We start from the raw sequence: 26,696 nt of genomic DNA on the forward strand, positions 1-26,696 counted from the left end.
AAAGTACTTGTAAGAGTACATTTATTTTTGTAATGTGAAAATATTATCAAGGTTTTAGAACAGTAAACTCTATTAAAGAAGTGTTGTAGACACGATGTGTTTGTTTTTGAAAATCTTCGGGCTTGGCCTGAAAAATATTTTCCACATAGGTTTGAGGATTAATATCTATATATGGAAACATAGTACTTTGGACCTGTACCTGTATTTTGTGGCCTTTTTTGAATGTATGGAAAACATCCTGTAATTGAATGTTTACCTGAGTAGCCTCCTCGGGAACAAAAGGCTCTGGTTTTGAAAAATCGTTTCTGAATCGGCCACGCATTACCTCGCTACGGACCATTTGATGATAGTTGCCCATTTTCAGGTAGTCCTGTGTCTCCTCGTAATCTTTGTGGTCTGCAGGATATACGTCGATGATCTTAACGATCCAGTCAGCATCCGTCCCCCTGGTGGAAACGCTAAGTTTCGCCATTATATCACCGGCAAGGGTTAGTGGCTCCTCCAAGGGCTCGGTTTCAAACAATAGAACATCGGGTCTACGGGCTGCAAAACGCTGATCATCGGTCATGAACTTACGAGGGGTGAATACCATCTTTATATCCTCGGAATAAGGTACTGGTTTCTTGGGGTCACTTATAAATTCCTGAAAGGAGTATTCCCTTGCCGCTATTTGCCCCAAACGTTGATTGCGCTGTAAGGAGTAGGTTTCCTTAGAGGTGTTTTTGGGAGGCCAGGCGTTGAAAGTTTTCCATTCCTTGCTACCCGTATCAAAAACGTAGGCCTCGGGCAAATTGGTGGTCGCCCCCTCCCCTTTTAAAAAATGATTGAAAAATCTGGTTTCAATATTTTCCTGATAGAATTTAGAGATGTCATCGCCAAAATATACATTGCCAATGGCTTGGCGTTTTGTTTCCTTGGACCAATCTCCATGGCTCCATGGCCCCATTACGATAGTGTTATAATTGGAGCTGTTCTTTTCTATATGTCCATAGGTGTTTAATGGACCGTACAGATCTTCCGCATCAAACCAACCTCCTACGGTCATCACTGCCGGTTTGATATTTTCCAAATGTTGTATGATTCCACGCTTTTGCCAAAAATCATCATAGTTCGGATGTTCTTTTAGTTGCTGCCAAAAAACATTGTCCTCCTTATAATACTTGTCCAAATTGGACAATGGGCCGGCATCCAAAAAAAACTGGTATTGGTCTTCCGTGCCCAATTCCGGGAAAGTATACCATTCTTCGGTAGTGGGTTGGTCTTTCATATATCCAAATACGGCCGTAGCCCTCCAATAGCTTAATAAGTATGCTCCATTATGATGAAAATCGTCAAAAAAGAAATCTCCGATAGGGGCCTGGGGGGAAACTGCCTTTAGCGCGGGATGGGCATCCAATAATGAATAGGTAGCATAAAATCCCGGATAGGAAATCCCCCATATACCTACATTGCCATTGTGGTTTTTAACATTGTTTATTAACCATTCTATAGTGTCGTAGGTATCCGATGCCTCATCCACTTCCCCATTTTTTTTATTGGGAATAAAAGCTCTCATATTGTCATAGACCCCTTCGCTGTTCCACCTGCCCCTAACATCTTGGTATACTACAATATTTCCCTCTTTCATCATTTTTCTATTCGGCGATATCAGGGCTTTATATTCATTGGAACCGTAGGGCCTACAACTGTATGGCGTTCTGGACATAATGATGGGATATTTCTTGGAAGTATCCTTGGGGGAATAAATGGTGGTATGCAATTTTATTCCGTCACGCATAGGAATGGCGACTTCTGTTTTGTTGTAAAAATCCCTTGGATTATATGAGTCGACAGTCCGAGTATTGGTTGTAGATTCAATTCCTGTTCTTCCACAGGATACCAGGAAAATAGCTGATAAAATAAATATAAACTTTCTCATGAGAGTTGAATTTGTATTAATTGATTTCGTACAATTTTATGCCAATTTCAGGATAACTTTTCTTTAAAGGGATGCGGTTCAATGGTTGAACCACCAAGCATTTTCTTATGAGGATATTATTTAAGCTGCCCCAATTCCTTAAAATTACCCACCCCTTTTTGCAGCCACTCCTTATAGGTGTCCCTATCCGTGTATTGGACGGCAGTGTTCAAAATTTCCAAATCGGGGGAAAGAAGCACATAATAAGGCTGTGAAGCTGCGTTGAAATTCAAGGTTTGGAAAGTACCCCATTTTTCACCAACGGTATTGATTTTTTTGACACGTCCCGACTCGTACTTAAATAGGAATTGTTCCGATTCGGGTAGTTCCTTTCTATCATCTATGTAGAGCGATATTAAAACATATTCGTCCTTAAGTATGGGGTAGATATCCGTTTCGCTCCATACCGTTTCCTCCATTTTTCTACAATTTACACAGGCCCAGCCCGTAAAATCCAACAAAATTGGCTTATTTACCTTTTGGGCATGGGCAAGTCCCTTGTCAAAATCCTTAAAACACTCTATGCCCAAGGGGCAATCGCTCCCTGTTTCAAAAATGCTATAAAACTGTGGGGGTGGAAAACCGCTCAACAGTTTTAAATCGGTAATTTTTGACAACCCCAACACTAGGTAGATGGCAAATAAACTGCTTAGGACAGCCGTGAGCTTTCTTCCGGCGGACAATCGTTGTTTTGGCCCGTCGTGCGGAAATCTAAAGATTCCAAATAAATAAAGGGAAAGCAATACGAACAATATTATCCAAATCCCTAAAAAGATCTCCCGTTTAAAGATTCCCCAGTTGCCTACTAGGTCCGCATTGGACAAAAATTTAAAAGCCAACACCAGTTCCAAGAATCCGAGGGTAACCTTTACCGTTGTCATCCATCCTCCTGATTTAGGCAGGGAATTAAGCCAAGTAGGGAACAATGCAAAAAGACCAAAGGGTAAGGCCAGGGCCACTCCAAAGCCGACCATCCCCGTAGAAAGGTTGGTAGCCACGTCCCCTTCCGCCAAGGCAGTACTTCCCAACAATCCTCCTAAAATAGGACCGGTACAGGAAAAAGAAACTATGGCCAAGGTAACGGCCATAAAAAAGATTCCGATTGCGCCTCCCACCTTGGAGGAGGCAGAATCCATTTTATTGGCCCAGGAACTAGGGAGCGTCAATTCATAATATCCGAAAAAGGAGAAGGCAAAAAATATGAAAATGAGAAAGAAAAATAGGTTCAGCCAAACATTGGTAGCAATGGTATTCAAAATTTGTGAATCCACAGAATCGAACAAATGAAAAGGTAAGCTCAAAAGAAAATAAATCAATACAATAAAAAATCCATAAAGCAATGCATTTGCTATCCCTTTGGATCTATGGGCCCCTTGCTTGGTGAAAAAGGACACCGTTAATGGTATCATGGGAAAAACGCAGGGGGTGAGCAGTGCAATTAATCCACCTAAAAAACCTAAAACGAAAATGGTCCACAGACCCGATTTTTCATCCACAGCATTGTCATCCCCATTCACCAACAATTCCTTGTTCTTTAGGTCCAGCATTAAAGCAGCGCTCATGTCCAGGCTGCGCTGATCCAGCTGTTGCTCCGCAACAACTATTTCCTCTCCTGTCAGGGAAATATGGAAGACTTCATCCTTTGGGATACAAACCTCCTTGCAGATTTGATAGAACAACCCCACATCGATCTGGGTGACCTCCGGATTCAATAATTTTATTCTTTGGGTAAAGACTGCCTTTTCCTTAAAGAAGGTTTCATCCACCTCAAAAATATCGGAGTATTCCGTGAGGGTTTCACTTTCTGCAGTGATTCCTACCAGTTCATAGTCGCTTCCCGCTTTTTCAAATGTAAATTCACTGGGCAAGGAACCATTTTCATCCGTAAATTGCGAATAGATATGCCAGCCTTCAAATATATCCGCCCTAAATATCAGGTTGTATTCCGTATCCGATATTTTTTCGGCCTCATAGGTCCAAATGGCCGGATTTTCATCCGATTGGGAAAAACCCAAGAAAAAACTGAGTACTGTTAAAATCGATCCCAATATCTGTTTCATAATTCCAAAACAATTTTTAAAATTTCTTTGGTCCTGTCGGTAATTTTAAATCGGTCGTCGGCACGTTTTCCTATTATCCAGACAATATTATCGCCAGAACACAACAACCATTGATTTTCCTTGGCAAAAACATCCATCTTCCGATCTTTGAAGTATTTCGATATTTTTTTCTTGCCCAACATTCCAAGGGGATAAAAATAATCCCCTTTTTGGCATTTACGGACTGTTAATGGGTACTTTAACGTTTCTTTATCTACATAAATTATGTTTGTAGAGATTTCTCCAATGGCTTTGACAGTTTCGAATTTTAGGCTTATGGGTACTGAGACTGCTTCTTGTTCCACTTCAATATGAAAAACCTCGGCATTTTGTGGAACTTTGGGTTTCAATAACAAAAAGTCCCTGTCCTTTAGCAATCTATGGGTGTTGGAATGTACTTCTTTACCACTATTGGCGCTTAGTAGGGAGTAAATGTCATCCCATTGTGTAAACCCGAACTCCCGAAAGAAATGAAAAAGATAGGCTTTGGTAGGATGAAGTGCCAGCAGTGAGGCTATTTTTACCTTTTCCACCTTGTCCTCTTTTGAAAAAAGTTGTTTCCTTAAGCAGGTTATATGCTCCTTTGATATTTCTTGGGTCTGTGTGAGATACGCTTGGGTCTTTAAAAAATTTTCCAGAAAACTGGGATTCAGTTCCTTTAGTTTAGGAATAATATTATGTCTAATGTTGTTTCTTAAATACTTGGTATTCTCATTACTGGCATCCTCTCTCCAGTGAATAGCGTTTGATTCCGCATATTTTTTGATTTCGGTTCTGGAAAATTGCAATAAGGGTCTAGAGATAGTATCTGTATGCGATGGTATTCCGGTGAGGCCTTCAATGCCTGTTCCCCTGGACAGATTGATAAGAAAGGTTTCCAAATTGTCGTCTGCATGATGGGCCGTTACTAGGGTTTTAATATGGTGATTGGCCATGATTTGCGAAAACCAATGATAGCGGAGTTCACGTGCTGCAATTTGCAAATTGGTTTTATGTTGGGCCATGTACCCATGGGTGTCAAAACTGGTCACAAAAATTTCTTTGCCCAAATCCTTGGCTAATTTTCGGACCAGATCTTCGTCCTTATCACTTTCCAAACCGCGCAGTTTGAAGTTGCAATGGGCTATGGCAAAATCCAAATGGTAAGAAGAACATAAATGTGCCAGCACAACACTGTCTATACCCCCACTGCAGGCCAATATAAATTTACCTTCTTTAAGATGGGGAAAGTGCAGATCTATGTGATTCCTGAAATTTTCTAACACAGGGCTAATTTACATAAGAAAAATGATAGCAACTACTTTTGGCCATAGAAGTGGTCCAGCCTGTTCCTTAACCAAATGCCAATTATATCCAAAGTGTTTTTACTGCCAACATCATTGTGCAATTCGTGATAGCCGCCTTCAATTAAATGGAGTTGGGTACAATTTGAGTTTTTATGTAATTTTTCAGTAGCCCTATAATCTATAATTTTATCCCCAGTGCCGTGCAACAAAAGTGTGCTGGTCTTTATTTTACTGGCATTGTTTATAGCCCACTCACCCGCTTCCATTATGGGAAAAGAGTACATGGGGCTTACCCTGTCATGAACCAAGGGGTCTGCAATGTATTTTTCCACTTCCTGATTTATTCTAGAGATATGTTGTGGATCCAGGCCGGACGACATGGTTACTGAAGGAATCATTCCCAGCATTAATTTGCCCAGGACCATTTTCCATTTTGGAGGTTGAAAGGCCAATTTTAGGTATGGACTCGTCGCCACAATACCTGCCAATTCCGATTTTATTCTCATGTCGTAGTTTAAAACCAAATTTCCCCCCATACTATGGCCGTAAAGAAATATGGGTTTATTGGGATTTAGCAATCTTGCCTTTGCAATCATATTGTCCAAAAGTTCCAACAATGCCGTATAGCTGTGGCAATGTCCCCGTTTTCCGCCAGATTTGCCATGGCCTATATTGTCATAACAGAAAACGGCCAAATTTTCTTCCAAAAGTCTTGGAATCACAGCATCCTTATAGCGTCCCGAATGTTCCCCAAAGCCATGGACCAATACGATGGCCCCTCTAACTATTTTGGGTCTGGCATACCATGCATTGATTGGGAGGTTCTTAAACTGAAGATCAAGCATTCTTACATCCATAGAATTTGTATAATGAATATTAGGTAGGCCTAAATTTATAATGGCTTAAGTTAGATTGAAAATTGATTATAACCAAACGACCCATTAATTTTCAAGTACCTGTCTCATAGCTTTGGCCTTAAGCAGGCATTCCTCATATTCCTTTTCTGGAATTGCCTGGGCCGTTATGGCACTTCCCACGGAAATAGATACAAATTGGGATGTTTTATTGTAGAGAATACTTCGAATGACCACATTAAAATCAAAATCGTTTTCAGGAGTAAAGTAGCCCACGGTGCCCGAATAAAGTCCTCTTTTTGAAGCTTCCAGTTCCTCTATTATTCGCATGGCCGACACTTTTGGAGCTCCTGTCATACTACCCATGGGGAAGGTTTCCCTGATAATATCCACCGGATTTTTGGTACTGGAGACCTCTGCTGTTATAGTGGAAATCATCTGGTGAACTTGGTCAAAGGAATACACCTTGCATAGTTCCTTGACCTCGACCGTACCTTTCAAAGCACTTTTGGAAAGATCGTTCCTTACCAAATCCACAATCATAATGTTTTCGGCCCTCTCTTTTTGGTCCTTTTCCAAAGCTTCTGCCAATAGCCTGTCTTCATTTTCATCCAACGAACGTTTTGCCGTACCCTTAATAGGCTGGGATATAATCTGGTTGCCCAATTTTTTAATGTAGCGTTCCGGGGAAGATGACAATAAGTACTTATCGTTTATTTTTAAAAAGGTCGAAAAAGGGGCCCTGGTGATGGAATTCAGTTTCAAATAAGTCTTTAAAGCATCTATTTTAGTGTTCTCCGCATAAAACTCTTGGCAGAAGTTGGCTTCGTAGATATCCCCTCTATGGATATGGTTCAGCATTTTATTCACACGTCTATAATATTCGTCCTTAAATATTCTAAGCTTAATTTTGATATTGGATTGATTTTCCAATTCTGGTTCAAACGCTGTAGTTGCTTCTAGGATATTCTTATAATCACCTTCAATTTCATTGGCAACCATATTTAGGTAATGGAAAGTGACTACGGTATTCTGTATTTCTATTATTTTTTTGGGTTGAAAAAAATATAGAGCAGGAAAGTCCAATCCATCGGCATTGGAAGAGGAAAGCAGTTCCGTATCATTTTTTACGTCATAGGAAAGATAACCAAAAATCCAGTCTTTGACATTGGTTTGGTAGTTGCTTAAGTCCTCAAATGCGTTTTGGGTATCCGTTACTATCGATGTGAGTGCATCCACGGCAAGCATACCATCAAACGAGCTATAACTTCTTCTATGGGCGTTGCTGTCCAACCATACAACCTCATAATATTGCTGGGACCAATGTAAGAGGGATTGTTTAAAACTTATAATATCCGAAACTGTAAATGAAACCTTTTTTCGCAAAGACTTTTAAATTTGTGATAAAAATATTTCCAATGCTTTTTTGTGGGCTTGTGCAAGCTCAGGGTCTGTTATGCCCTTTGCCTTGTCAAAGGTATGATTAAAGGATGGCAAGGAAAAGGTAGCCGAAATTTCGCCCCCAAATCGAGGTAAAATTCCCTGGACCACCTCTAAGGAGCCGGTACCTCCCCTTCTACCTCCGGAACAGGACATTAGGAAAACCTTTGTGTCCACCAAGAAATTCCTGTCCACTCGGGACAACCAATCCAATACATTCTTGAAATAAGCGGAAGGATTGCTGTTGTGTTCGTTTACAGAAATAATGAGGGCGTGGGCATGGACTATCTTGTCTTTTAACCCTCGCAATAAATCGGAATAACCTTCCTCCCTTTCCAAATCCTCACTAAAAACAGGAAAATTATAGTCGACCATATTTATAAGTTCAACCTCATGATCCGTAATCAGGGAGGCGGTATATTTTACTAATTTATAATTGATGGAGGTGCTGGAATTGCTTCCGGCAAATGCCAGTATATGGGACATCTTGATTATTTAATTGTTTGCACAACGAAAATACCGTAAAATAGATTGAATTGCGAGGAAATTGCATAATTTTGCACTCGAAAACATCCAAAGCTACTGTTTTACAAGTATATAGGGTGTACATAAAAGTTAATATGGGTGCTAACAACCTAAGATTGTATTTTATCGATGCTATAAGGGCATGGGCAATCCTTATGATGCTACAGGGGCATTTTGTGGATGGACTTTTGGACAATGCATTTAGGGATAATTCCAATATGGTCTATGCTGTTTGGAAATATTTTAGGGGGGTAACGGCACCAGTCTTTTTTACAGTTTCCGGCTTTATATTTACCTATCTCCTAATTAAAGGAAAGGAGATTGGGATTAACAATCCACGGGTAAAAAAAGGCATTAAGAGGGGACTGCAATTATTGGCCATAGGCTACTTGCTTAGATTGAACTTTTTTGGACTGCTAAAGGGCCAGATTTATGGTTCTTTTTATTTAGTAGATGTGCTTCACTGTATTGGCCTATCCATTTTGGGGATTATAGGCATTTATCTTCTTACCATTTCTAGGAATAAGTATCTGTTTCCGGGTGTTTTAATGGTCACTACCCTTGTTTTATTTGTACTTGAACCCAATTATAAACAATACGCCCATCACTATCTGCCACAGATGGTGGCCAATTACCTGACCAAGGCCAATGGATCCGTATTTACCATAATACCATGGTTCGGGTATGCTTCTATTGGGGCTTTTATGTCCGTATTGTTCAATAGATTCAAAGATTTTAAATATTTGTACCCTGCTGCCATTGTGAGTTTTACCATGGTTGGCATTGGTCTTATGTTTTATTCATCAGGCTTCTTTTTAAAGTTATATAACTGGACCGGAATGTTGGTGTTTTCCAAAGTGTATTTTAATAACTATCTGTTCATACGGCTAGGGGATGTCTCCTTGGTATTTGCCGTTTTTATGTTATTTAGAAAATTTATGGGCAATGGTAGTATACTTAAGATAGGGCAAAGTACCTTATCTATCTATGTTATCCATTATATAATATTGTACGGAAGCTTTACCGGTTTGGGGCTGTATTATTTTTTGAACCATAGTTTGTCCCCTACTATTGTTATTCCGGGTGCACTGGCCTTTATGATTGCAACGACCTTGTTGGCCTTACAATACGAAAGGAATAAGGTTTATATAAAATTGCAATTGTCATCAGTGGTCAGGGCTGTGCAACAAAAAGGCGAAGCTTGGCTGAACGAGGAAGGTCAGCCTTTGCTAAAAGCATTCTTACTCAAATCCAAGCTAACCTTAATGCGCTTATTTAGAATGGTGAAAAATTAGTGGTTGCATCCCTTTGCTACTATTGTTTCTCTTATTTTCGTACAAAAAATATAGATGAGCGAGACGAACAAAAAGTATACACCCATTGCGGTGGAATTGGTGAAGGATAAACAATATAAGTGGTGTACCTGTAGCCATAGTAACGTGCAACCTTTTTGCGATGGTTCCCATAAGGCGGAAAATGCTACGCCCCCTTTGGTCTTTATGGCCGAAGAAAGTAAGAAAGCTCATTTGTGCTCCTGTAAATTAACCAAAAACCCACCGTACTGTGACGGTACCCATAAGTTGTAAAAACAATTTGTATTTTAATAGGTACTATTTAAAGAACTACAATAATACAATAGCCCCGTTGGAAAATATCCAACGGGGCTATTGTATTATCAACCTGTTTAATTATTTAAACATGTAGGGCTCTATTATCGGTTGCTGCCAGAGCAGCCTCTTTCACCGCCTCTGCAAATGTTGGGTGTGCGTGACTCATTCTGGAGATGTCCTCGGCAGAGGCTCTAAATTCCATAGCTGTAACTGCCTCGGCGATTAAATCGGCCATTCGTGCCCCAATCATATGGACACCCAAAACTTCATCGGTTTCCTTATCTGCCAATATTTTAACAAAACCATCCAAATCCATACTGGCCCTTGCCCGTCCCAAGGCGCGCATTGGAAACTGACCTACTTTATATTCAACACCAGCTTCTTTTAGTTCTTCTTCCGTTTTACCTACGGCGGCAACTTCTGGCCAGGTATATACCACACCGGGAATTAAGTTGTAATCTATATGTGGCTTTTGCCCTGCCAATACTTCGGCAACAAAGGCTCCCTCCTCTTCTGCCTTATGCGCCAGCATAGCTCCTCTTACAACATCGCCTATAGCATATATATTAGGTATATTGGTCTGTAAATTATCATTTACGGCAATAGTACCGTTCTTTTCGAGCTGAACTCCGGAAGCTTCAATGTTTAATCCATCGGTAAAAGGTCTTCTGCCCACAGAAACCAAGCAATAATCTCCAGTAAAAGTTATCTCTTCCCCCTTTTTATTCTCGGCTTTTACAATTACTTCTTTGCCCTTGGTCTCAACCGACTTAACCTTATGGGATAAATTAAATTTTACCTTTTGCTTTTTCATTACTTTCAGCAATTCTTTTGAAAGTGCTCCGTCCATACCAGGGATAATACGGTCCATATATTCAATGACCGTTACCTCTGCGCCCAGGCGTTTGTATACCTGTCCCAATTCCAATCCTATTACACCACCACCAATTACGATAAGGTGTTTTGGGATTTCTTTTAGTTTTAGGGCTTCTGTAGAGGTAATAACGCGCTCTTTGTCCAATTTGATAAAAGGTAGGTTGGATGGCTTGGATCCTGTGGCAATAATTATGTTTTTTGCCTCGATGGTCTCTGTTTTGCCATCGTTCTTTTTTATATTGACATGGGTTGCATCCTTAAAACTCCCTAGACCTTCATAAACGTCTATTTTATTTTTGTCCATAAGGAATTTTACCCCTGCACAAGTCTGATCTACTACAGCTTGTTTCCTCCCGATCATTTTTTCAAGGTTTACCTTGATTTCCCCTGGAATTTCAATTCCATGATCTTCAAAGTGCTTTACGGCATCCTCATAATGATGGGAAGAATCCAATAACGCTTTCGAGGGAATGCAGCCTACGTTAAGACAAGTTCCTCCTAAAGTTGAATATTTTTCTATTATCGCAGTCTTCATTCCTAACTGGGCACACCGGATTGCTGCAACATATCCACCAGGACCTGAGCCTATAATGGCTACATCATATTGGGTCATATTATTATTGTATTGAAAAGATTAGTATCATTATTGTGATTACAAAAATACGAATGTTTTATTCTTGAACAACATTCATATTCCTTGTGATATGAACGTCTTATGGACAATTGTTATTATAAGAATACCTCGGTAGTACTTTTTACCTCATTGATTACGAATGAACTTTGGGTGCTCCCTATGTGATTTATGGCCGTAAGTTTGGTGATCATAAACTCTCGGTACTCTTCCATATCGGCAACGTATATCTTTAGTATATAGTCATAATCCCCGCTGGTGTGGTAACATTCCGCAACCTCATTTAGTTTAAGTACTTCCCGTTCAAACTGTAGTACATACTCCTTATTGTGCTGAACCAATTTAATGTGGCAGAGAACTGTAAAAGCCTTGTGAACCTTCTTTTTGTCCACTAAAGCCACGTATTTGGTAACTACCCCGGATTTTTCCAGTCTTTTTATACGTTCATATATGGCCGTAACCGATAAATTTAATTGTTGGGCATACTCCTTGGTCGTTTTTTTACTGTCATTCTGAAGCAATCCCAATAACTTTATGTCTATTTCGTCAAACTTCATGGTGATAAATTTTCTTCTGTTTGGCTGCTGCCATCAATAAGTCGTAAAAATAAACTAAATAAATTACATTACATAGATTTATAATCTAGTTTAATTTACAACTATTGATTTTTATATGCTATTAATTTAATTTTATAGTAAAATAAATATTTGGTTATGAAATTTAGGGCATCTGATGATTTACAGGATTTACAGTATTTTGGAGAATACGGTGGGGTCAATCCCTCGATATCCGATTCTTCTACCTACACGTTTTTGTCGGCAAAGACTATGTTCGATACCTTCGAGGGCAATACGGAAGGCTGCTATCTCTACAGTCGCCACTCCTCTCCTTCCAATCTATATTTGGGGGAGGCCCTGGCTGCCTTGGAAGGTACGGAAACCGCCAATGTAACTGCAAGTGGTATGGGGGCTATTAGTGCTGTGATAATGCAGTTGTGCAATGCCGGGGACCATATTGTTAGTAGCAGGACCATATACGGAGGTACTTATGCCTTAATGAAGAATTTTTTAAAGAAATTCGATATAGCAACTACCTTTGTGGATACTACAAAATTGGAGGCAGTGGCCATGGCCATTACTCCCAAAACACAGATGATCTATTGTGAGTCCGTTAGTAATCCCTTATTGGAAGTTGCCGATATTGAGGCCCTTTCCGAACTGGCCAAAAAACATAATATTCCTTTGGTGGTGGACAATACCTTTTCTCCCTTATCCATTTCACCAGCAAAATTGGGGGCCGATATTGTTATCCACAGTTTAACCAAATTTATAAATGGCACTAGCGATTGTGTGGCCGGAGTGGTTTGTGGCACCAAAGATTTCTGTTTGGGCCTAAAGGATGTAAATAATGGCGCAGGGATGTTATTGGGCAGTACTTTGGATAGTTTAAGGGCTTCTTCTATTTTAAAGAATATGAGAACGCTGCATATAAGGATGAAAAAACACAGTGAAAATGCGCTGCACTTGGCACAAAATTTTGAAAAGGACGGACTAAGAGTGGTATATCCTGGCCTTAAATCGCATATGGGGCACGTGCTAATGAAAAAACAATATAATCCGGAATATGGCTTTGGGGGATTAATGACCCTGGATGTGGGTTCTTTGGAAAATGCCAATGCCTTGATGGAATTAATGCAGAAGAAACATTTGGGATATTTGGCCGTTAGTTTGGGTTTTTATAAAACTTTATTTAGTGCTCCGGGAACCTCTACCTCTTCGGAGATTCCGTTGGAAGAGCAATTGGAGATGGGCCTGACCAATGGTTTGATCCGATTTTCCATAGGGTTGGATGACCATATTGATAGAACCTATAGGGCCATGAAGGATTGTTTAATTCAATTGGATATTTTAAAACCTTTAAGAGCATAGGTCTAATTATGGGTTTGCAGAAGAGATATCAAAATCGTAATATTACGAAGAAACAAAAAGCCTCTAAATGCAGAACCTGAGTACCAATCCCGCTGGACCCGAAAATGAGCATATTGTAGAAAACAAGGAATTGAATATATGGGAAGCACTTATTCCTGTAGTTCTATTGATGATGATGTTGGCCTATAATATTTTCTTTAAGGACGGCGAATGGTTTGGGGAATACTCCAATCAGATTATTTTGCTATTGGGAGGTGCCATAAGTGCCATTGTGGGGTTTTTTAATAAGACCTCCTTAAAAACTATGGGACTCGAAGTCCTGGAAAACCTAAAAAGCGTTCTTGTTCCAATAATGATCTTGTTTTTGGTGGGAGCGTTGGCGGGTACTTGGTTGGTGAGCGGGGTTATTCCGGCCATGGTTTATTACGGTCTGCAAGTTTTGAATCCCTCTATTTTTTTACCGGCTTCAGTTGTTATCGCTGCTATCATCTCAGTGGCTACAGGGAGTTCGTGGACTACCTCCGCTACTGTTGGAATTGCACTTGTTGGTATTGGGACCGCTTTGGGCATATACCCTGGTATGATTGCCGGTGCCGTAATTTCCGGCGCCTATTTTGGGGACAAGATGTCCCCTTTGAGCGACACCACCAACCTGGCCCCTGCGATGGCCGGGACCGACCTTTTTACACATATTAAATACATGACCATCACCACGGTCCCTACTATTGTGATAACATTGGTGGTTTTTGCCATAATAAGTTTAAACATAGAAACTTCTGGGAGTGCAGATGTAAGTGCACTTTTGGCCACTATAGATGCTACCTTTGATATTAACCCGTATTTATTCATTGTGCCAGGTTTGGTAATAGTACTAATACTTTTTAAAACGAAACCTCTGATTGCCTTGGGAGCTGGTGTGGGTCTGGCCGGGGTATTTGCCCTCTTTTTTCAAACTGAGGTATTAAAATCTTTGTCGGATTCCAATGTAACCGCTATTTTCAATGCCATATTTACCGATACGGCCATAGTAACCGATAATGAAAAGTTGAACGATTTGTTCAGTGCTGGAGGCATGCAAGGAATGATATGGACTATTTTACTTATTTGCTGTGCAATGGTATTTGGCGGTATCATGGACGGCATTGGGGCCTTGGCCCGGATTACTAAAGCTTTATTGTCCATTGCAAGTTCTGTTTTTGGATTGTTTGCCAGTACCGTGCTTAGCTGTATTGGTTTAAATGCTATAGCCAGTGATCAATACCTTGCTATTGTTATCCCCGGTAAAATGTTTAAGAAGGCCTTTCACGACAAGGGCTTGGCTCCAGAGAATTTGAGTAGAACATTGGAGGATTCCGGTACCGTAACGTCTGTATTGATTCCCTGGAACACCTGTGGAGCTTATCAATCGGGCGTGTTGGGGGTGGGCGTTGCCGAATATTTTGTATATGCCATATTCAATTGGTTAAGTCCTTTTACCACCCTGTTCTTTGCGGCTCTGCACTTAAAGATAAGACAGCTTAAAACATCCAAAGCATAGGGGCAATAATCTTCGACCCGGAATTTCTTACTAGTGAATTGTAAAATGCGGGCAATTGAGTTTGCCTTTGCTAAATAGTTGGTCCTTATATCTTTTATGTTTCCCTGATTTATCACAGGAGTGTACCTATCCATCAAGCTGTTTTCCACGGAAAACCACCCAGTCTCTTCAGTTAACAAGGGAGTGCATTTTTAAGAAATGAAATCACATCTTAAACCTACTTATTCCTTAAAAATGAATTTGATATTTTTAACCCTATCCTGTTGTCAAATATAAAAAATTAAGTCTTGTATTTTTTCAAATTAACAAAGAAAAACCATAATCGGGATAGGTATATACAATTGTTATATTGCCATAAATTTTTTAAATCCATATTGGTGCGAACCCTTATAATTAGATGTAATTTTACATCAGAAATTAATCGTATAAATTTTATAAATATGACTTTAGTAGGTAAAAAATTTCCAAATCTCAGCGTTAATGCAATGAACGATTTAGGAGATACTTTCAAATTGAATGTTTTGGAAGAGGCTCAAAAAAACAATAAGAAAGTAATCCTATTTTGGTACCCAAAAGACTTCACTTTTGTATGTCCAACAGAATTGCATGCCTTTCAAGCTGCTTTGGGCGAATTTGAAAAAAGAAACACTTTGGTTATCGGGGCGTCCTGTGATACTGCCGAAGTTCATTTTGCCTGGTTGAATACAGCAAAGGATAATGGTGGAATTGAAGGGGTTACTTACCCTATTCTTGCAGATAGCAACAGAAATCTTGCCTCTACTTTAGGTATATTGGATATAACCAATGAGCAGTATAATGAGGAAACCGGTGTTGTTATGGTAGACGGTGACAATGTAACTTACAGGGCCACTTATTTAATTGATGAGGAAGGTACCGTATTCCACGAAGGGATTAACCATATGCCTTTGGGTAGGAATGTAAATGAGTATTTACGCTTAATCGATGCCTATACCCATGTTCAGGAAAAAGGAGAGGTATGTCCTGCTAACTGGGAAGAAGGTAAAGATGCCATGACGGCTGATAGAAATGGTGTTGCCAGTTATTTATCCACGCGCGCAAACTAATTTCAAGAATTGAATATAAGGGGTCAATAGTGCTGTAGCATTGACTCCTTTTTTTTATATAATTAAATTTGAAATTTATGATAATCGAATTGGAAAATGATAATCTGAAAGAGATTATCGATCAGAATAAGAAGGTGGTTGTTCAGTATTCGGCTACTTGGTGTGGCAATTGTAGAATAATGAAACCCAAGTTTAAAAAGGAGGCATCCATTAATGAGGATATCACCTTTGTTCTTGCTGATGCAGAGAAATTTCCTGAATCTAGAAAGTTGGCCAAGGTAGACAATCTTCCCACCTTTGCCATTTTTAGTGATGGTGAATTTAAGAATCAGGTCCAGACCAATAAATATGAAGTTTTAAAAGAATTGATCGGTGAAATTACCAGTAATTAAACACCTTACGGGCTTTATAGCTGAAAACGATGAGGATTATGTATTGGAGACCATAGAAACATTGGAGTCCATAACAGAAGTATCCTCGTTGAAAGATGAGGAATTGGATGTTATTGGGGAATTGATTTCCAACTTGTACGGAGCTTTGGAAGTACAAAAATCCATAAAGGAAGGTAAGTCCCAAAAAGAGGCTTTGAACGAATTTATGCAGAGGGTGGTTGGTTCCATAGACAAGTAATTGTTTAGGCATCCTGGCCCATGTATTATCAAATACCTTTGTCCTTATGTTTAATACATGGGATAGAGGTATTTGTATTTATGTAAAAGATTTGGCAAGTCTAGGCATGGTCCTACTTTTTATGAGATATTCCTTATTTATCCAGCATATATTTTTTATTTTCACACAAATTTTAAAAAAATAATCATGGCTACAGTAACACTTAAGGGAAACCCGATAAATACAATAGGAACATTACCTGAATCAGGAAGTAAAGCTCCTGGATTTTCTTTGACCAAGGGGGATTTGTCCAGTACACAATTGGATGAATACAAAGGCGCAAAAGTGGTATTAAATATTTTTCCCAGTGTGGATACGGGCACATGTGCCCAATCTGTAAGGCAATTTAATAAGGAAGCTGCCGAATTGAAAAACACCAAGGTCCTATGTATTTCCAAAGACCTTCCTTTTGCCCAAGCACGTTTCTGTGGGGCGGAAGGAATAGAAAATGTAGAAATGTTGTCAGATTTCCGGGATGGTAATTTCGGAAAGGCCTATGGCTTGGAGTTTGTGGATGGCCCGTTAAAGTCCTTGCACTCTAGGGCTGTGGTGGTGTTGGATGAGGAAGGTAAGGTTATTTATACGGAGCAAGTTGCAGAAACCGTTGATGAGCCCAATTACAAAGCGGCACTAGAAGCGTTGATGGATGCCTAAGGAGAGCTTTTTGGTGAATCGCTTAAAGAGTGTAGGTTTCGCTTTAAAGGGGGCACTTCTCTTGATCAGAACAGAATCCAGCATCAAGATTCAGGTATTTATTACTTTGGTGATGACTGCTGCAGGATTCTATTTTGAGATTTCCAGCACGGAATGGATTCTTCAAATATTGGCAATCGGATTGGTACTGGGAATTGAGGGTTTAAATACGGCTGTGGAAAAAATATCGGATTTTGTCCAGCCCGAATTTGATGAAAAAATTGGATTTATCAAAGACATCTCTGCAGGTGCTGTTATGCTGGTATCCATTGCCGCATCCATTATAGGCCTTATCATCTATATACCCAAACTCTTTTAGGATCCAATAGTTATCCTTATTCTCTATCCGGCTTATACAGAGTTTCCATAAAAAGCTATTTGAAAGGGAAAAGTTCCGAAGAGTTCATAAGTAAATTTGTAATTTAGCCACCAGAATTTAAGATTTAATGGCAAAAAAGGTAAAAAAACCAAAGTCAACACCCAGTAAAAAAGGCTTTTCCTTAAAATTATCACAGCAGAACAAAATTATTTTTGGGGGGTTGTTAATGCTTTTAAGTATTGCGCTGTTCTTTTCTTTTGTCTCCTTCTATTTTACTTGGCAAGACGATCAAAGCTTGCTTACCGAATTTGCAAACAGGAATGAACAGGCTAGGAATTTGTTGAATAAATTTGGAGCCAATGTTAGCCATTTTGTCCTCTATAAAGGTTTTGGTATCTCTTCCATCATATTGACCTTTTTACTTTTTTTAACGGGGCTGTACCTATTTTTAAGCATGCAAAAACAGGGGCTGCTAAGAAAGTGGATATGGGGCTTTGTGTTTATTATCTGGTTCTCACTTGCCCTGGGATTTTTTGCTGCGGGAAAACCGTTGTTGGGCGGTATGGTCGGGTACGAGATGAACGATTTTCTACAGGACTATGGAGGTAAAGTTGGAGTCTTTCTTTTATTGCTCTTTGGATTGATCGTTATTTTGGTAAGATTGTTCCAATTTTCCCCGGACAAAGCGGTTGCCTACTTGAACGACAAGGGAAAATCCTTGGCTACCGAATTTAAAAATGGCAAAGCTGTCAAGGTTGATGACAGTGACGATGGGAGCGCGGTTTTATTCACCAAGGAAAAGGAAGAAACTCCAGTGGTTATAGACACCTACACCCATAAGAAGGATATTCCGGCTTTGACAAAAGAGGACAATGAGGAGGAATTTGAAGTAAAGGTGGGGGTCGAAGAGGAAACCATTGCCATGGAGGTGGAAAAAATTAAGGAAGAGAAAGAGGAGTCAGACAATATTTCGGACAAGCTGGTGGAGGATTTCGGTGAATTTGATCCTACCTTGGAATTGGGCAATTTTAAGTTTCCCCCATTGGATCTTTTGGATCAGCATGGCGCCAGCGGAGGTATTACCATCAACCAGGAGGAACTGGAGGAAAATAAGAATAAAATTGTAGAGACCTTAAAGAACTATAAAATTGGTATTGCACAGATCAAGGCTACCATAGGTCCCACAGTGACCCTGTATGAGATTGTACCTGATGCCGGAGTGCGAATTTCTAAAATAAAAAATTTAGAGGATGATATTGCCCTGTCATTGGCAGCACTTGGGATCAGAATTATTGCACCTATTCCAGGAAAGGGAACCATTGGTATAGAGGTGCCCAATAAAAATGCTACTATCGTATCCATGCGTTCCGTTATCGCCTCCAGTAAATTTCAGAAAGCGGAAATGCAATTACCCATTGCCTTTGGAAAAACCATTAGCAATGAAACCTTTGTGGTAGATTTGGCTAAAATGCCCCATTTATTAATGGCAGGAGCCACCGGTCAGGGGAAATCCGTTGGACTGAATGCAGTATTGACCTCTTTGCTCTATAAAAAGCACCCAGCAGAGGTAAAGTTTGTCCTTATAGATCCCAAAAAGGTAGAACTTACACTATTCAACAAAATTGAAAGACATTATCTGGCCAAGTTACCTGATTCCGAAGAAGCCATTATTACGGATAATAATAAGGTAATCAACACCTTAAATTCCCTTTGTATAGAAATGGACAACCGGTATGAGTTGTTAAAGGTGGCCATGGTTCGGAATATAAAGGAATACAACGCCAAGTTTAAGGCCAGGAAACTTAACCCTAACGACGGACATATGTTCTTGCCTTATATTGTATTGGTGATAGATGAATTTGCCGATCTGATCATGACCGCCGGCAAGGAAGTGGAAACGCCTATTGCCAGACTTGCCCAATTGGCCCGAGCCATTGGGATACATTTGATTATTGCAACGCAAAGACCTTCAGTGAACGTAATTACGGGGATTATAAAAGCCAACTTCCCGGCCAGGATAGCTTTTAGGGTGACATCAAAAATAGATTCAAGGACCATTTTGGATACCCAAGGAGCCGATCAATTGATTGGGCGTGGGGATATGCTATTTACCCAGGGTAATGACGTAACCAGAATTCAATGCGCTTTTGTGGATACCCCTGAAGTTGCTAAGATCACAGAATTTATAGGTGCGCAAAGAGCTTATCCAGATGCACATTTATTACCGGAATACTCAGGAAATGACGATTCTGGCACAGGTATTGATTATAATATATCTGATCGGGATGCCATGTTTAGGGAAGCGGCGGAAGTCATAGTAATAGCACAACAGGGGTCGGCCTCCTTGATACAACGAAAGTTGAAATTAGGGTACAATAGGGCCGGGAGAATTATAGACCAGTTGGAAGCAGCGGGTATTGTTGGTCCTTTTGAAGGTAGTAAGGCCCGGCAGGTACTTGTGCCCGATATTTACGCCCTCGATCAACTTTTGAGCAATGAAGGTGCATAGGAGGCACTGTAAAAATTTAAATTGAAGACAAATGAAACTTAAATTATCTATTTTATTATTGGTATTATCTACTTCCATATCTATGGCCCAAAACTCTGCTAAGGCCAAAAGTTTGTTGGATGAAGTGTATAATAAAGTAAAAAGCTATGACAATATTTTTGTTGACTTTAAATATAGCCTTCATAATGAGGAGGCCAATATAAATACGGAGACCCGTGGGGATGTAACCATGCAAGGCGATAAGTATTTGTTCAATTATTTGGGATCCAAGCAAGTGTATGATGGTAATAAGGTATATACCGTTGTACCTGAAAATGAAGAGGTGACCATTGAAGAGAAATTGGATGATGAAAACACCATTACGCCCTCTAAAATGCTTACCTTCTATAAGCAGGGGCACAATTATGATTGGGATATCCTGCAAAATATCCAGGGAAGAAAAATACAGTTTGTGAAGTTGACACCAATCGATACCAATTCAGAGATCAAAATGATCCTTTTGGGTATAGATGTGGAGACCAAGCATATTTACAAGCTTATTGAAACGGGGAAGAATGGTACAAAAACGACCATTACTGTTAATTCTTTTAAAATAGACCAGCCCTTGTCCAAAACCTTATTTACTTTTGACGAGAAAAAGTATAAGAATGATGGTTACTACATCATAAGAAATTAGACATTGAGAATTCTAGACCGATATATCTTATCGAGGTTCCTCTTTAATTTTCTCAGTTCGTTCGTAATACTGATGTTTATCTTCGTATTTCAAACGATCTGGTTGTTTATTGATGATTTTGCAGGTAAGGGATTGGACATCTTCATTATTGGGAAGTTCCTTTTTTACCTTATGCCCAACTTAATGGAACGGGTGATTCCTTTGACCGTATTGCTTTCTTCCATACTTACCTTTGGTTCCTTTGCAGAGAATTATGAATTTGCGGCTATGAAGGCCTCTGGTATCTCCTTACAGAGGGCCATGTTGCCCCTTATTATTTTTGTTACATTTTTGGGAGGGGTCACTTTTTATTTTGCCAATAATATTATTCCAATTTCGGAACAAAAGATATACAATTTAAGAAGGAATATAGCCAAGGTGAAACCTGCGGCCATTATATCGGAGGGAGTTTTTAGCGATTTGGAAGGTACGGATATGAATATGAAGGTAGACCGTAAGTACGGGCCAAATGACAGGTTCTTGGAGAATGTCATCATTCACGAAAAATCCAAAACGAAAGTCAATACTACAGTAATCAAAGCAAAATCGGGAGAACTTATCAGTAGTGAGGATTCAGACATTTTGCAGTTGGTATTAAAAGAAGGCAATTATTATTGGGATGTCACGGCCAAAAATAACAAGGAGAAGAAGAAAAATCCTTTTACCAAGGCCAATTTTAGGACCTATACCATAAACAAGGATCTTTCGGATCTTAATGATGTTGACCTGGATGAGGAGAGGGACGTAAGTACGGACAAGATGAAAAATATATCCCGCTTAACCAAGGATATTGACTCCCTTAAGGAAGACAATGTGAAATTGGTTACGGCGTTTTCAAAGAATATCGTAGGGAGAATGGGAGCTTTCGTATCCTTGAAAAAACCCGATTCCTTAGCCCAGATTACATTGGACAAAAGAAAGAAGGAAATGGATTCCTTAGGAACCAGAATGGATACCGATAGTATACTGGGCCTCTTCCCTTCATGGAATCAGACGCAGATTTTAAGTTCTGCAAAAAGTGCTACTTCCAATATAATAACTAGTATTCAGGGAAAGAAAAATGAGCTTCAAATTAAATACAAGATATACCGACTTCACATTTTATCGCTCCACAAGAAATTTGCGTTGGCATTATCCTGTATTATATTATTCTTTGTAGGAGCTCCATTGGGTGCCATTATCAGAAAAGGAGGCTTAGGTTTGCCAATGGTCATCGCAATAATTCTATTCCTAACCTATTATTTTATAGGTGTATTTGCCGGAAATTATGCCAAGGAGGGGAATATTAACCCTATTATAGGGGCATGGCTTTCTACATTTATAATGTTACCTTTAGGTGTTTTTCTAACCAGAAGGGCAACGGCCGACAAAGGGTTAATGTCCTTTGGGAGTATTTTGGATTATTTTAAGGGCGTATTTAAGAAGAAAGATAAAATTGCTGTAACATGACAACAAAAGTTGAAAAGACTATTACGCTAAATACCATTGAGGAGGCTATTGAGGATATTAGGCAAGGTAAGGTAATAATAGTAGTGGATGATGAAAATAGGGAAAATGAAGGGGATTTCTTGGCCGCTGCTGAGTTGGCCACTCCAGAATTGATCAATTTTATGGCTACCCATGGTAGAGGACTTATCTGTGCACCGCTCACCGAAGGTAGGTGCAAGGAATTAGGCCTGCACATGATGGTCTACAATAATACCGATCCCATGGAAACCGCCTTTACAGTTTCTGTGGATCTGAGAGGCCATGGTGTAACCACCGGTATTTCTGCTGCAGATCGTGCAAGTACCGTTAAAGCCCTAACAGATGAAAGTATCAAGGCACATGATTTGGCAAGACCTGGACATATATTTCCCCTTGTTGCCAAAGAAGGGGGAGTATTGCGACGCACCGGACATACCGAAGCCGCTATTGATTTTGCCCGATTGGCAGGACTAAAACCTGCCGGGGTTATCGTTGAGATTATGAACGAGGATGGGTCTATGGCCAGATTGCCACAATTGGTACAAGTAGCCAAGACATTTGATTTAAAAATTGTCTCGATCGAAGCCCTGATTGCCTATCGCATGGAACATGATAGTTTGATCCGTAAAAAAGAGGATTTTAATATTGTTACAAGATTTGGTGAATTTAGGCTTAGGGCATATCAACAGACAACCAATAATCAGGTGCATTTGGCGCTGACCAAGGGAACGTGGAATAAGGACGAAAAGGTCCTAACCCGAATCAATTCCACACTAATAAATAATGACATATTAGGTACGCTAACGAACAATCCCGACAAGAAATTGGAGGACATGTTCACCGCCATAAATGAAGAAGGCAAGGGAGCCATAGTGTTTATAAATCAGGAAACCGAATCCTTGAACCTATTGGGCCGATTGGGCGAACTCAAAGAGTTGCAAAAGCAAGGAATATATAAGGCGCCTAAGGTGGATATGGATGCCAAGGATTTTGGTGTTGGAGCCCAAATTTTGCACGACTTGGATATAGCCAAAATTAGGTTGCTTAGCAACTCAAGCCAAACCAAAAGGGTGGGGCTCGTTGGATACGGACTGGAAATTGTGGACTACGTAACGTATTAATAAGGATACTGGATCCTTTAAATTAAAAATGCCGAAGAACATGAATTCTTCGGCATTTTATTTTAATCTAAAGTTTGGTCGACTTACAAAGGTCTTACCCAGATGTTTCTGAATTGTGTTTTGTTTCCGTGGTCTTGCAGTGATAGTACGTCATCGCCATGGGCAGATGGGTAGTTGTGTAATCCAACATAATAAGTGTTACCATTAATCTCCACATTATTTTGTATCAGAACCCCATTGTGTAGCACGGTGATCTTTGCCTTGGCATCCAAGCGACCATCTTTTTTAAACCTTGGGGCCGTATACACAATGTCATAGGTGTTCCACTCCAATGGACTGCGCATGGCGTTTACCAAGGGCGCATGGTCTTTATAAATACTGCCCGCCTGACCGTTTCTATAGGTACGGTTATTGTACGAGTCCAATATTTGTAGTTCATACCTGTTTTGCAAAAATAGGCCGCTATTGCCCCTACCCTGACTTGAGCCTTCCACTATATCAGGAGCGCTAAACTCTATATGAATCTGACAGTCGCCAAACTTCATTTTTGTACTGATCCCACCTGTACCTGGTACGACTTCAAAATGGTTATTGTCCACTATTTTCCATGGAGCAGCTCGTGTATTGTCTTTTTGACTGACCCATTGGTCCAAATTGCTACCATCAAATAATATTATAGCATCGGAAGGGGCATCTCCCAAAGTTTTAGCAGGGGTCACTACAACTACCTCGGGTTCCCATATCTCTGTCATTTCCGGCTTCATGGGCATTGGCGATACCTCGGGTGGTGTACTGATATGCTTATTCTGTGCCTCAATTTGCATTGCAAAGGCAATGGAAAAAACACAGGTAAAAAAAGTTTTGGAATTCATATGGATAAAAGATTTAAAGTTGAATTAATTTTTGATTTTTAAATATAGTTATATTACTTGGACCTACACAAATCGAAAGTTATATTCCGTTGATCGCCATACTTTGGTTGAACGCTAACCGAAATTGATAAATTGCTTGGTTTCACCTAAAATTTTCAAATTAAGCCAGTACATGAACCATTATTTAAAAATCTATGGTTAACAGTTTTACTCTCCCATCCCAAGTTCCAGTTCCCCACCTTTTGTCAATTGTGAGTGTCCAAGAGTGTAAGCATTAAAAGGCTTACTGTTCAAGTGGGCACTTTTTACAGACCATTGGTCCATGCCATTGTTATTTGTCCTTATAGTGAACTTTTTTCCTTTATAATATTGGGGATGAAGACTTATTTCTATTTTGTCAAAAATAGGACTGCCCAATTCATAAATGGGATCATTTTCGGTACCGCCGTTCATTTGAAAAAGCCCTATTTTCATTAATACGGCCAAACTTCCCATGAGTCCTTGATCTTCATCGCCATTATAGCCCGTTGCAGGGGAAAGTCCACCAAATACCTTGTCCACTACCTTTCTGGACCAATATTGTGTAAGATCGGGCCTGTCCAACTTACTGAATACAAACGCTGTTTGTATGGATGGTTGGTTCCCGTAATTGATGGGAACGCGCCTATATTCTGGGTGGAGTTCCTGTGCGTGGGAATTACCTGCCGCAAATCCTAATTTTTCTGCGGCCTCAAATTGTTCGTTCAACTTATCTACTGCCTTTTCCTTGCTCCCCATCAGTTCTGCCAGGCCACTAATGTCATGGGGTACAAACCATGTGGATTGTGCCCCATTGGATTCAATGAATCCGTGTTGATGTTCGTAAGGATCATAATTCTCCAACCAAACTCCTTCCACATCCTTTGGTCTCATCCAACCGGAGCTTTTGTCGAACACATTTTTATAATTTTTGGAACGAAGCATAAACATTTCATAGTCATCCTGATGCCCCAGTTTTTTTGCCAATTGTGCCAAGGTCCAATCTTGGTAAGCATATTCCATTGTTAGGCTGGCCCCATCCTGATGACCACCAAATTTCCCTTCGGGAATTGGATAGGGTACATAGCCGTTGTTAAGGTAATATTTGAATCCCCCCCCAAGGGCGGTTTTATGTTCATAACCCGCTTTTTCCATGATGCCACCTGGCATATGGTTTTGCTTTAAAGCCTGATATATAGCTTCATGATCTTCCTTAATAATACCCTTCTGAATAGCGCTGACTATAAAAGGTGTGGACGAGGCACCTGTCATCACATAGGTGTAATTGCCTCCCGATGGACCCCGTGGCACCAAGCCGCCATCCTGATGGTATTGCAAAAGGGAATGGACAAAATCTTCCATGATATCCGGATATACCAATCCCCATAATGTATTTATGGTCCATTGGGCACCCCAAAAGGAATCTGAATTGTAATGGTTGAATTTTGGTTTTCCTGACGCATCCAGGGGTATTTGTCCAATTCTGAAGTTATCTCCGGTATTATCAGGGTAGGCACCATTAATGTCGCTTATTACCCTTCTGCCTTGCAAGGCATGCCATAGGTCTGTGTAAAACCTTCGTTGTTGTATTTCTGAACCTCCCTCAATTTTAATTCTGCCAAGAAAGTCGTTCCATTCCTCTTTGGATTCGCCCACAACCTTTTGAAAATCCCAATGGTTCAATTCAGAATCCATATTGATACTGGCATTTTCGGCCGATGTATATGAAATAGCAGCTTTCATTAAGACATCAGGGGTGTCTTTATCCGTGAATACTACATAATTACCGGTTTCCGGGTCTTGGGTAATAGACTCGATTACCGAGTTGAATTCAACTCTAAAAAAGAGTTTAAACGGTTTTGGTCGTCTGTGCGTAGGTGCCATCTCCAACTCGCCCAGAAGGGTATTGTCCCCTATCTTTTTTAGGCTGCCATTTACATTCCCACTAGGTCCCAAGAGGGTGTTAAGGTTAAATAATATGGCTGGACTTCCATTTTTTGGAAAAGAGTATTTGTGAAACCCAACCCTTTTGGTGCTGGTTAGCTCCGCCGTTATTCCTTGGCGCTCCAATTCCACATAATGATAACCGGGCGAGACCTTCTCCGCATCGTGATTAAATTTGGAATAAAAATCTTTGTAAATCGAAGCCCTGTTTTCAGCGGTTATACTTACGGGCATTATGGAAAGCCCTGAAATCTGCCAGCCGTGTACATGGCTAAATCCCTTAATAGTATCTGTTTTGTACCTATATCCACTACCCCAGGCACCATTGATCTCCGTGTCCGGACTTAAATTCACCATACCAAATGGCCTTGAGGCCGAGGAAAAAAAGAACCATCTGGAGTTTTCGGAATCCAAATGAGGATACACGAGGTCAACAAAATCAGTGTTTTTGGGATTCTGAGTTTGTATTTCTTCACATGAAATAAACGACAAAACAGTGAGTAAAAGAAGAAGAATAAAGGGCGTTCGATCTATTTTCATT

Annotated in this window: 23 protein-coding genes; 13 read left to right on the forward strand and 10 right to left on the reverse strand. The window is 40.0% G+C overall.

Features of this window, described 5'->3' with window-relative positions; translation table 11 throughout:
* Nucleotides 1-46: 46 nt before the first annotated feature.
* From QSE00_RS19345 to QSE00_RS19370, 6 genes are all read right to left on the reverse strand, one after another.
* Complete coding sequence (locus QSE00_RS19345; RefSeq protein ID WP_286107139.1) at nt 47-1,918, reverse strand: CocE/NonD family hydrolase; 1,872 nt, start codon at nt 1,916-1,918, stop codon at nt 47-49.
* Between the two features lie 116 nt (nt 1,919-2,034).
* On the reverse strand, nt 2,035-4,017 hold the full coding sequence (locus QSE00_RS19350; RefSeq protein ID WP_286107140.1) for a protein-disulfide reductase DsbD family protein: 1,983 nt from the start codon (nt 4,015-4,017) through the stop codon (nt 2,035-2,037).
* Nucleotides 4,014-5,321 carry a tRNA lysidine(34) synthetase TilS gene (gene tilS / locus QSE00_RS19355; protein ID WP_286107142.1) on the reverse strand — a complete coding sequence of 436 codons (1,308 nt, stop codon included), beginning with the start codon at nt 5,319-5,321 and terminating at the stop codon, nt 4,014-4,016. The genes QSE00_RS19350 and tilS overlap by 4 nt, the downstream gene beginning before the upstream one ends.
* A 32-nt stretch (nt 5,322-5,353) precedes the next feature.
* Nucleotides 5,354-6,199 carry an alpha/beta hydrolase gene (locus QSE00_RS19360; protein ID WP_110355399.1) on the reverse strand — a complete coding sequence of 282 codons (846 nt, stop codon included), beginning with the start codon at nt 6,197-6,199 and terminating at the stop codon, nt 5,354-5,356.
* Between the two features lie 84 nt (nt 6,200-6,283).
* Nucleotides 6,284-7,582, reverse strand: a complete 1,299-nt coding sequence (locus tag QSE00_RS19365; RefSeq protein WP_286107144.1) for an anthranilate synthase component I family protein — start codon at nt 7,580-7,582, stop codon at nt 6,284-6,286.
* 6 nt (nt 7,583-7,588) lie between these two features.
* On the reverse strand, nt 7,589-8,122 hold the full coding sequence (locus tag QSE00_RS19370) for an NADPH-dependent FMN reductase (protein WP_110355401.1): 534 nt from the start codon (nt 8,120-8,122) through the stop codon (nt 7,589-7,591).
* Between the two features lie 134 nt (nt 8,123-8,256).
* Here QSE00_RS19370 and QSE00_RS19375 point away from each other — a divergent pair, with 134 nt between their 5' ends.
* Nucleotides 8,257-9,456, forward strand: a complete 1,200-nt coding sequence (locus QSE00_RS19375; protein ID WP_286107146.1) for a heparan-alpha-glucosaminide N-acetyltransferase domain-containing protein — start codon at nt 8,257-8,259, stop codon at nt 9,454-9,456.
* Between the two features lie 54 nt (nt 9,457-9,510).
* Nucleotides 9,511-9,747, forward strand: coding sequence for a CDGSH iron-sulfur domain-containing protein (locus tag QSE00_RS19380; protein WP_286107148.1), 237 nt, complete (start codon nt 9,511-9,513; stop codon nt 9,745-9,747).
* Between the two features lie 106 nt (nt 9,748-9,853).
* Here the strand turns inward: QSE00_RS19380 and lpdA are convergent, their stop codons facing one another.
* Together lpdA and QSE00_RS19390 are read right to left on the reverse strand one after the other, a co-directional pair.
* The gene (lpdA, locus tag QSE00_RS19385; RefSeq protein ID WP_286107150.1) at nt 9,854-11,260 is read right to left on the reverse strand and encodes a dihydrolipoyl dehydrogenase; all 1,407 of its coding nucleotides are present in this window, start codon (nt 11,258-11,260) and stop codon (nt 9,854-9,856) included.
* 116 nt (nt 11,261-11,376) lie between these two features.
* Nucleotides 11,377-11,835 carry an Lrp/AsnC family transcriptional regulator gene (locus tag QSE00_RS19390; protein ID WP_110355405.1) on the reverse strand — a complete coding sequence of 153 codons (459 nt, stop codon included), beginning with the start codon at nt 11,833-11,835 and terminating at the stop codon, nt 11,377-11,379.
* A 156-nt stretch (nt 11,836-11,991) separates the two neighbouring features.
* Between QSE00_RS19390 and QSE00_RS19395 the strand changes: the two genes are divergently transcribed.
* From QSE00_RS19395 to ribB, 11 genes are all read left to right on the forward strand, one after another.
* Nucleotides 11,992-13,206 carry an aminotransferase class I/II-fold pyridoxal phosphate-dependent enzyme gene (locus tag QSE00_RS19395; protein WP_286107152.1) on the forward strand — a complete coding sequence of 405 codons (1,215 nt, stop codon included), beginning with the start codon at nt 11,992-11,994 and terminating at the stop codon, nt 13,204-13,206.
* 67 nt (nt 13,207-13,273) lie between these two features.
* Nucleotides 13,274-14,743 (forward strand): Na+/H+ antiporter NhaC family protein, encoded by a 1,470-nt coding sequence (locus tag QSE00_RS19400; RefSeq protein ID WP_110355407.1) that lies wholly within the window; start codon nt 13,274-13,276, stop codon nt 14,741-14,743.
* Nucleotides 14,744-15,183: 440 nt separating this feature from the next.
* Entirely contained in the window at nt 15,184-15,828 is a 645-nt protein-coding gene (locus tag QSE00_RS19405; protein ID WP_286107154.1) for a peroxiredoxin, read from the forward strand.
* Nucleotides 15,829-15,905: 77 nt separating this feature from the next.
* Nucleotides 15,906-16,220, forward strand: coding sequence for a thioredoxin family protein (locus QSE00_RS19410; RefSeq protein WP_110355408.1), 315 nt, complete (start codon nt 15,906-15,908; stop codon nt 16,218-16,220).
* Nucleotides 16,201-16,458 carry a DUF6952 family protein gene (locus QSE00_RS19415; protein ID WP_110355409.1) on the forward strand — a complete coding sequence of 86 codons (258 nt, stop codon included), beginning with the start codon at nt 16,201-16,203 and terminating at the stop codon, nt 16,456-16,458. Before QSE00_RS19410 ends, QSE00_RS19415 begins: the two co-directional genes overlap by 20 nt.
* Nucleotides 16,459-16,644: 186 nt before the next feature.
* The gene (gene tpx / locus QSE00_RS19420) at nt 16,645-17,151 is read left to right on the forward strand and encodes a thiol peroxidase (protein WP_110355508.1); all 507 of its coding nucleotides are present in this window, start codon (nt 16,645-16,647) and stop codon (nt 17,149-17,151) included.
* On the forward strand, nt 17,144-17,509 hold the full coding sequence (locus QSE00_RS19425; RefSeq protein ID WP_286107155.1) for a diacylglycerol kinase family protein: 366 nt from the start codon (nt 17,144-17,146) through the stop codon (nt 17,507-17,509). The genes tpx and QSE00_RS19425 overlap by 8 nt, the downstream gene beginning before the upstream one ends.
* Before the next feature lie 127 nt (nt 17,510-17,636).
* A complete protein-coding gene (locus QSE00_RS19430; protein ID WP_110355411.1) occupies nt 17,637-20,018 on the forward strand; it encodes an FtsK/SpoIIIE family DNA translocase in 2,382 nt (793 codons plus the stop codon).
* 31 nt (nt 20,019-20,049) lie between these two features.
* The gene (locus QSE00_RS19435; RefSeq protein ID WP_286107157.1) at nt 20,050-20,694 is read left to right on the forward strand and encodes a LolA family protein; all 645 of its coding nucleotides are present in this window, start codon (nt 20,050-20,052) and stop codon (nt 20,692-20,694) included.
* Nucleotides 20,695-20,697: 3 nt separating this feature from the next.
* Nucleotides 20,698-22,182, forward strand: coding sequence for an LptF/LptG family permease (locus QSE00_RS19440; protein WP_286107158.1), 1,485 nt, complete (start codon nt 20,698-20,700; stop codon nt 22,180-22,182).
* Nucleotides 22,179-23,321, forward strand: coding sequence for a 3,4-dihydroxy-2-butanone-4-phosphate synthase (ribB, locus tag QSE00_RS19445; RefSeq protein WP_110355414.1), 1,143 nt, complete (start codon nt 22,179-22,181; stop codon nt 23,319-23,321). Before QSE00_RS19440 ends, ribB begins: the two co-directional genes overlap by 4 nt.
* Nucleotides 23,322-23,404: 83 nt before the next feature.
* Here ribB and QSE00_RS19450 read toward each other — a convergent pair whose 3' ends face one another.
* The gene (locus tag QSE00_RS19450) at nt 23,405-24,193 is read right to left on the reverse strand and encodes a 3-keto-disaccharide hydrolase (RefSeq protein ID WP_110355415.1); all 789 of its coding nucleotides are present in this window, start codon (nt 24,191-24,193) and stop codon (nt 23,405-23,407) included.
* A gap of 207 nt (nt 24,194-24,400) precedes the next feature.
* Nucleotides 24,401-26,695, reverse strand: coding sequence for a GH92 family glycosyl hydrolase (locus QSE00_RS19455; protein ID WP_286107161.1), 2,295 nt, complete (start codon nt 26,693-26,695; stop codon nt 24,401-24,403).
* Nucleotide 26,696 lies beyond the last annotated feature (1 nt).

The organism is Arenibacter flavimaris (genome assembly GCF_030291335.1).
In the GTDB taxonomy this organism is placed as follows: domain Bacteria; phylum Bacteroidota; class Bacteroidia; order Flavobacteriales; family Flavobacteriaceae; genus Arenibacter.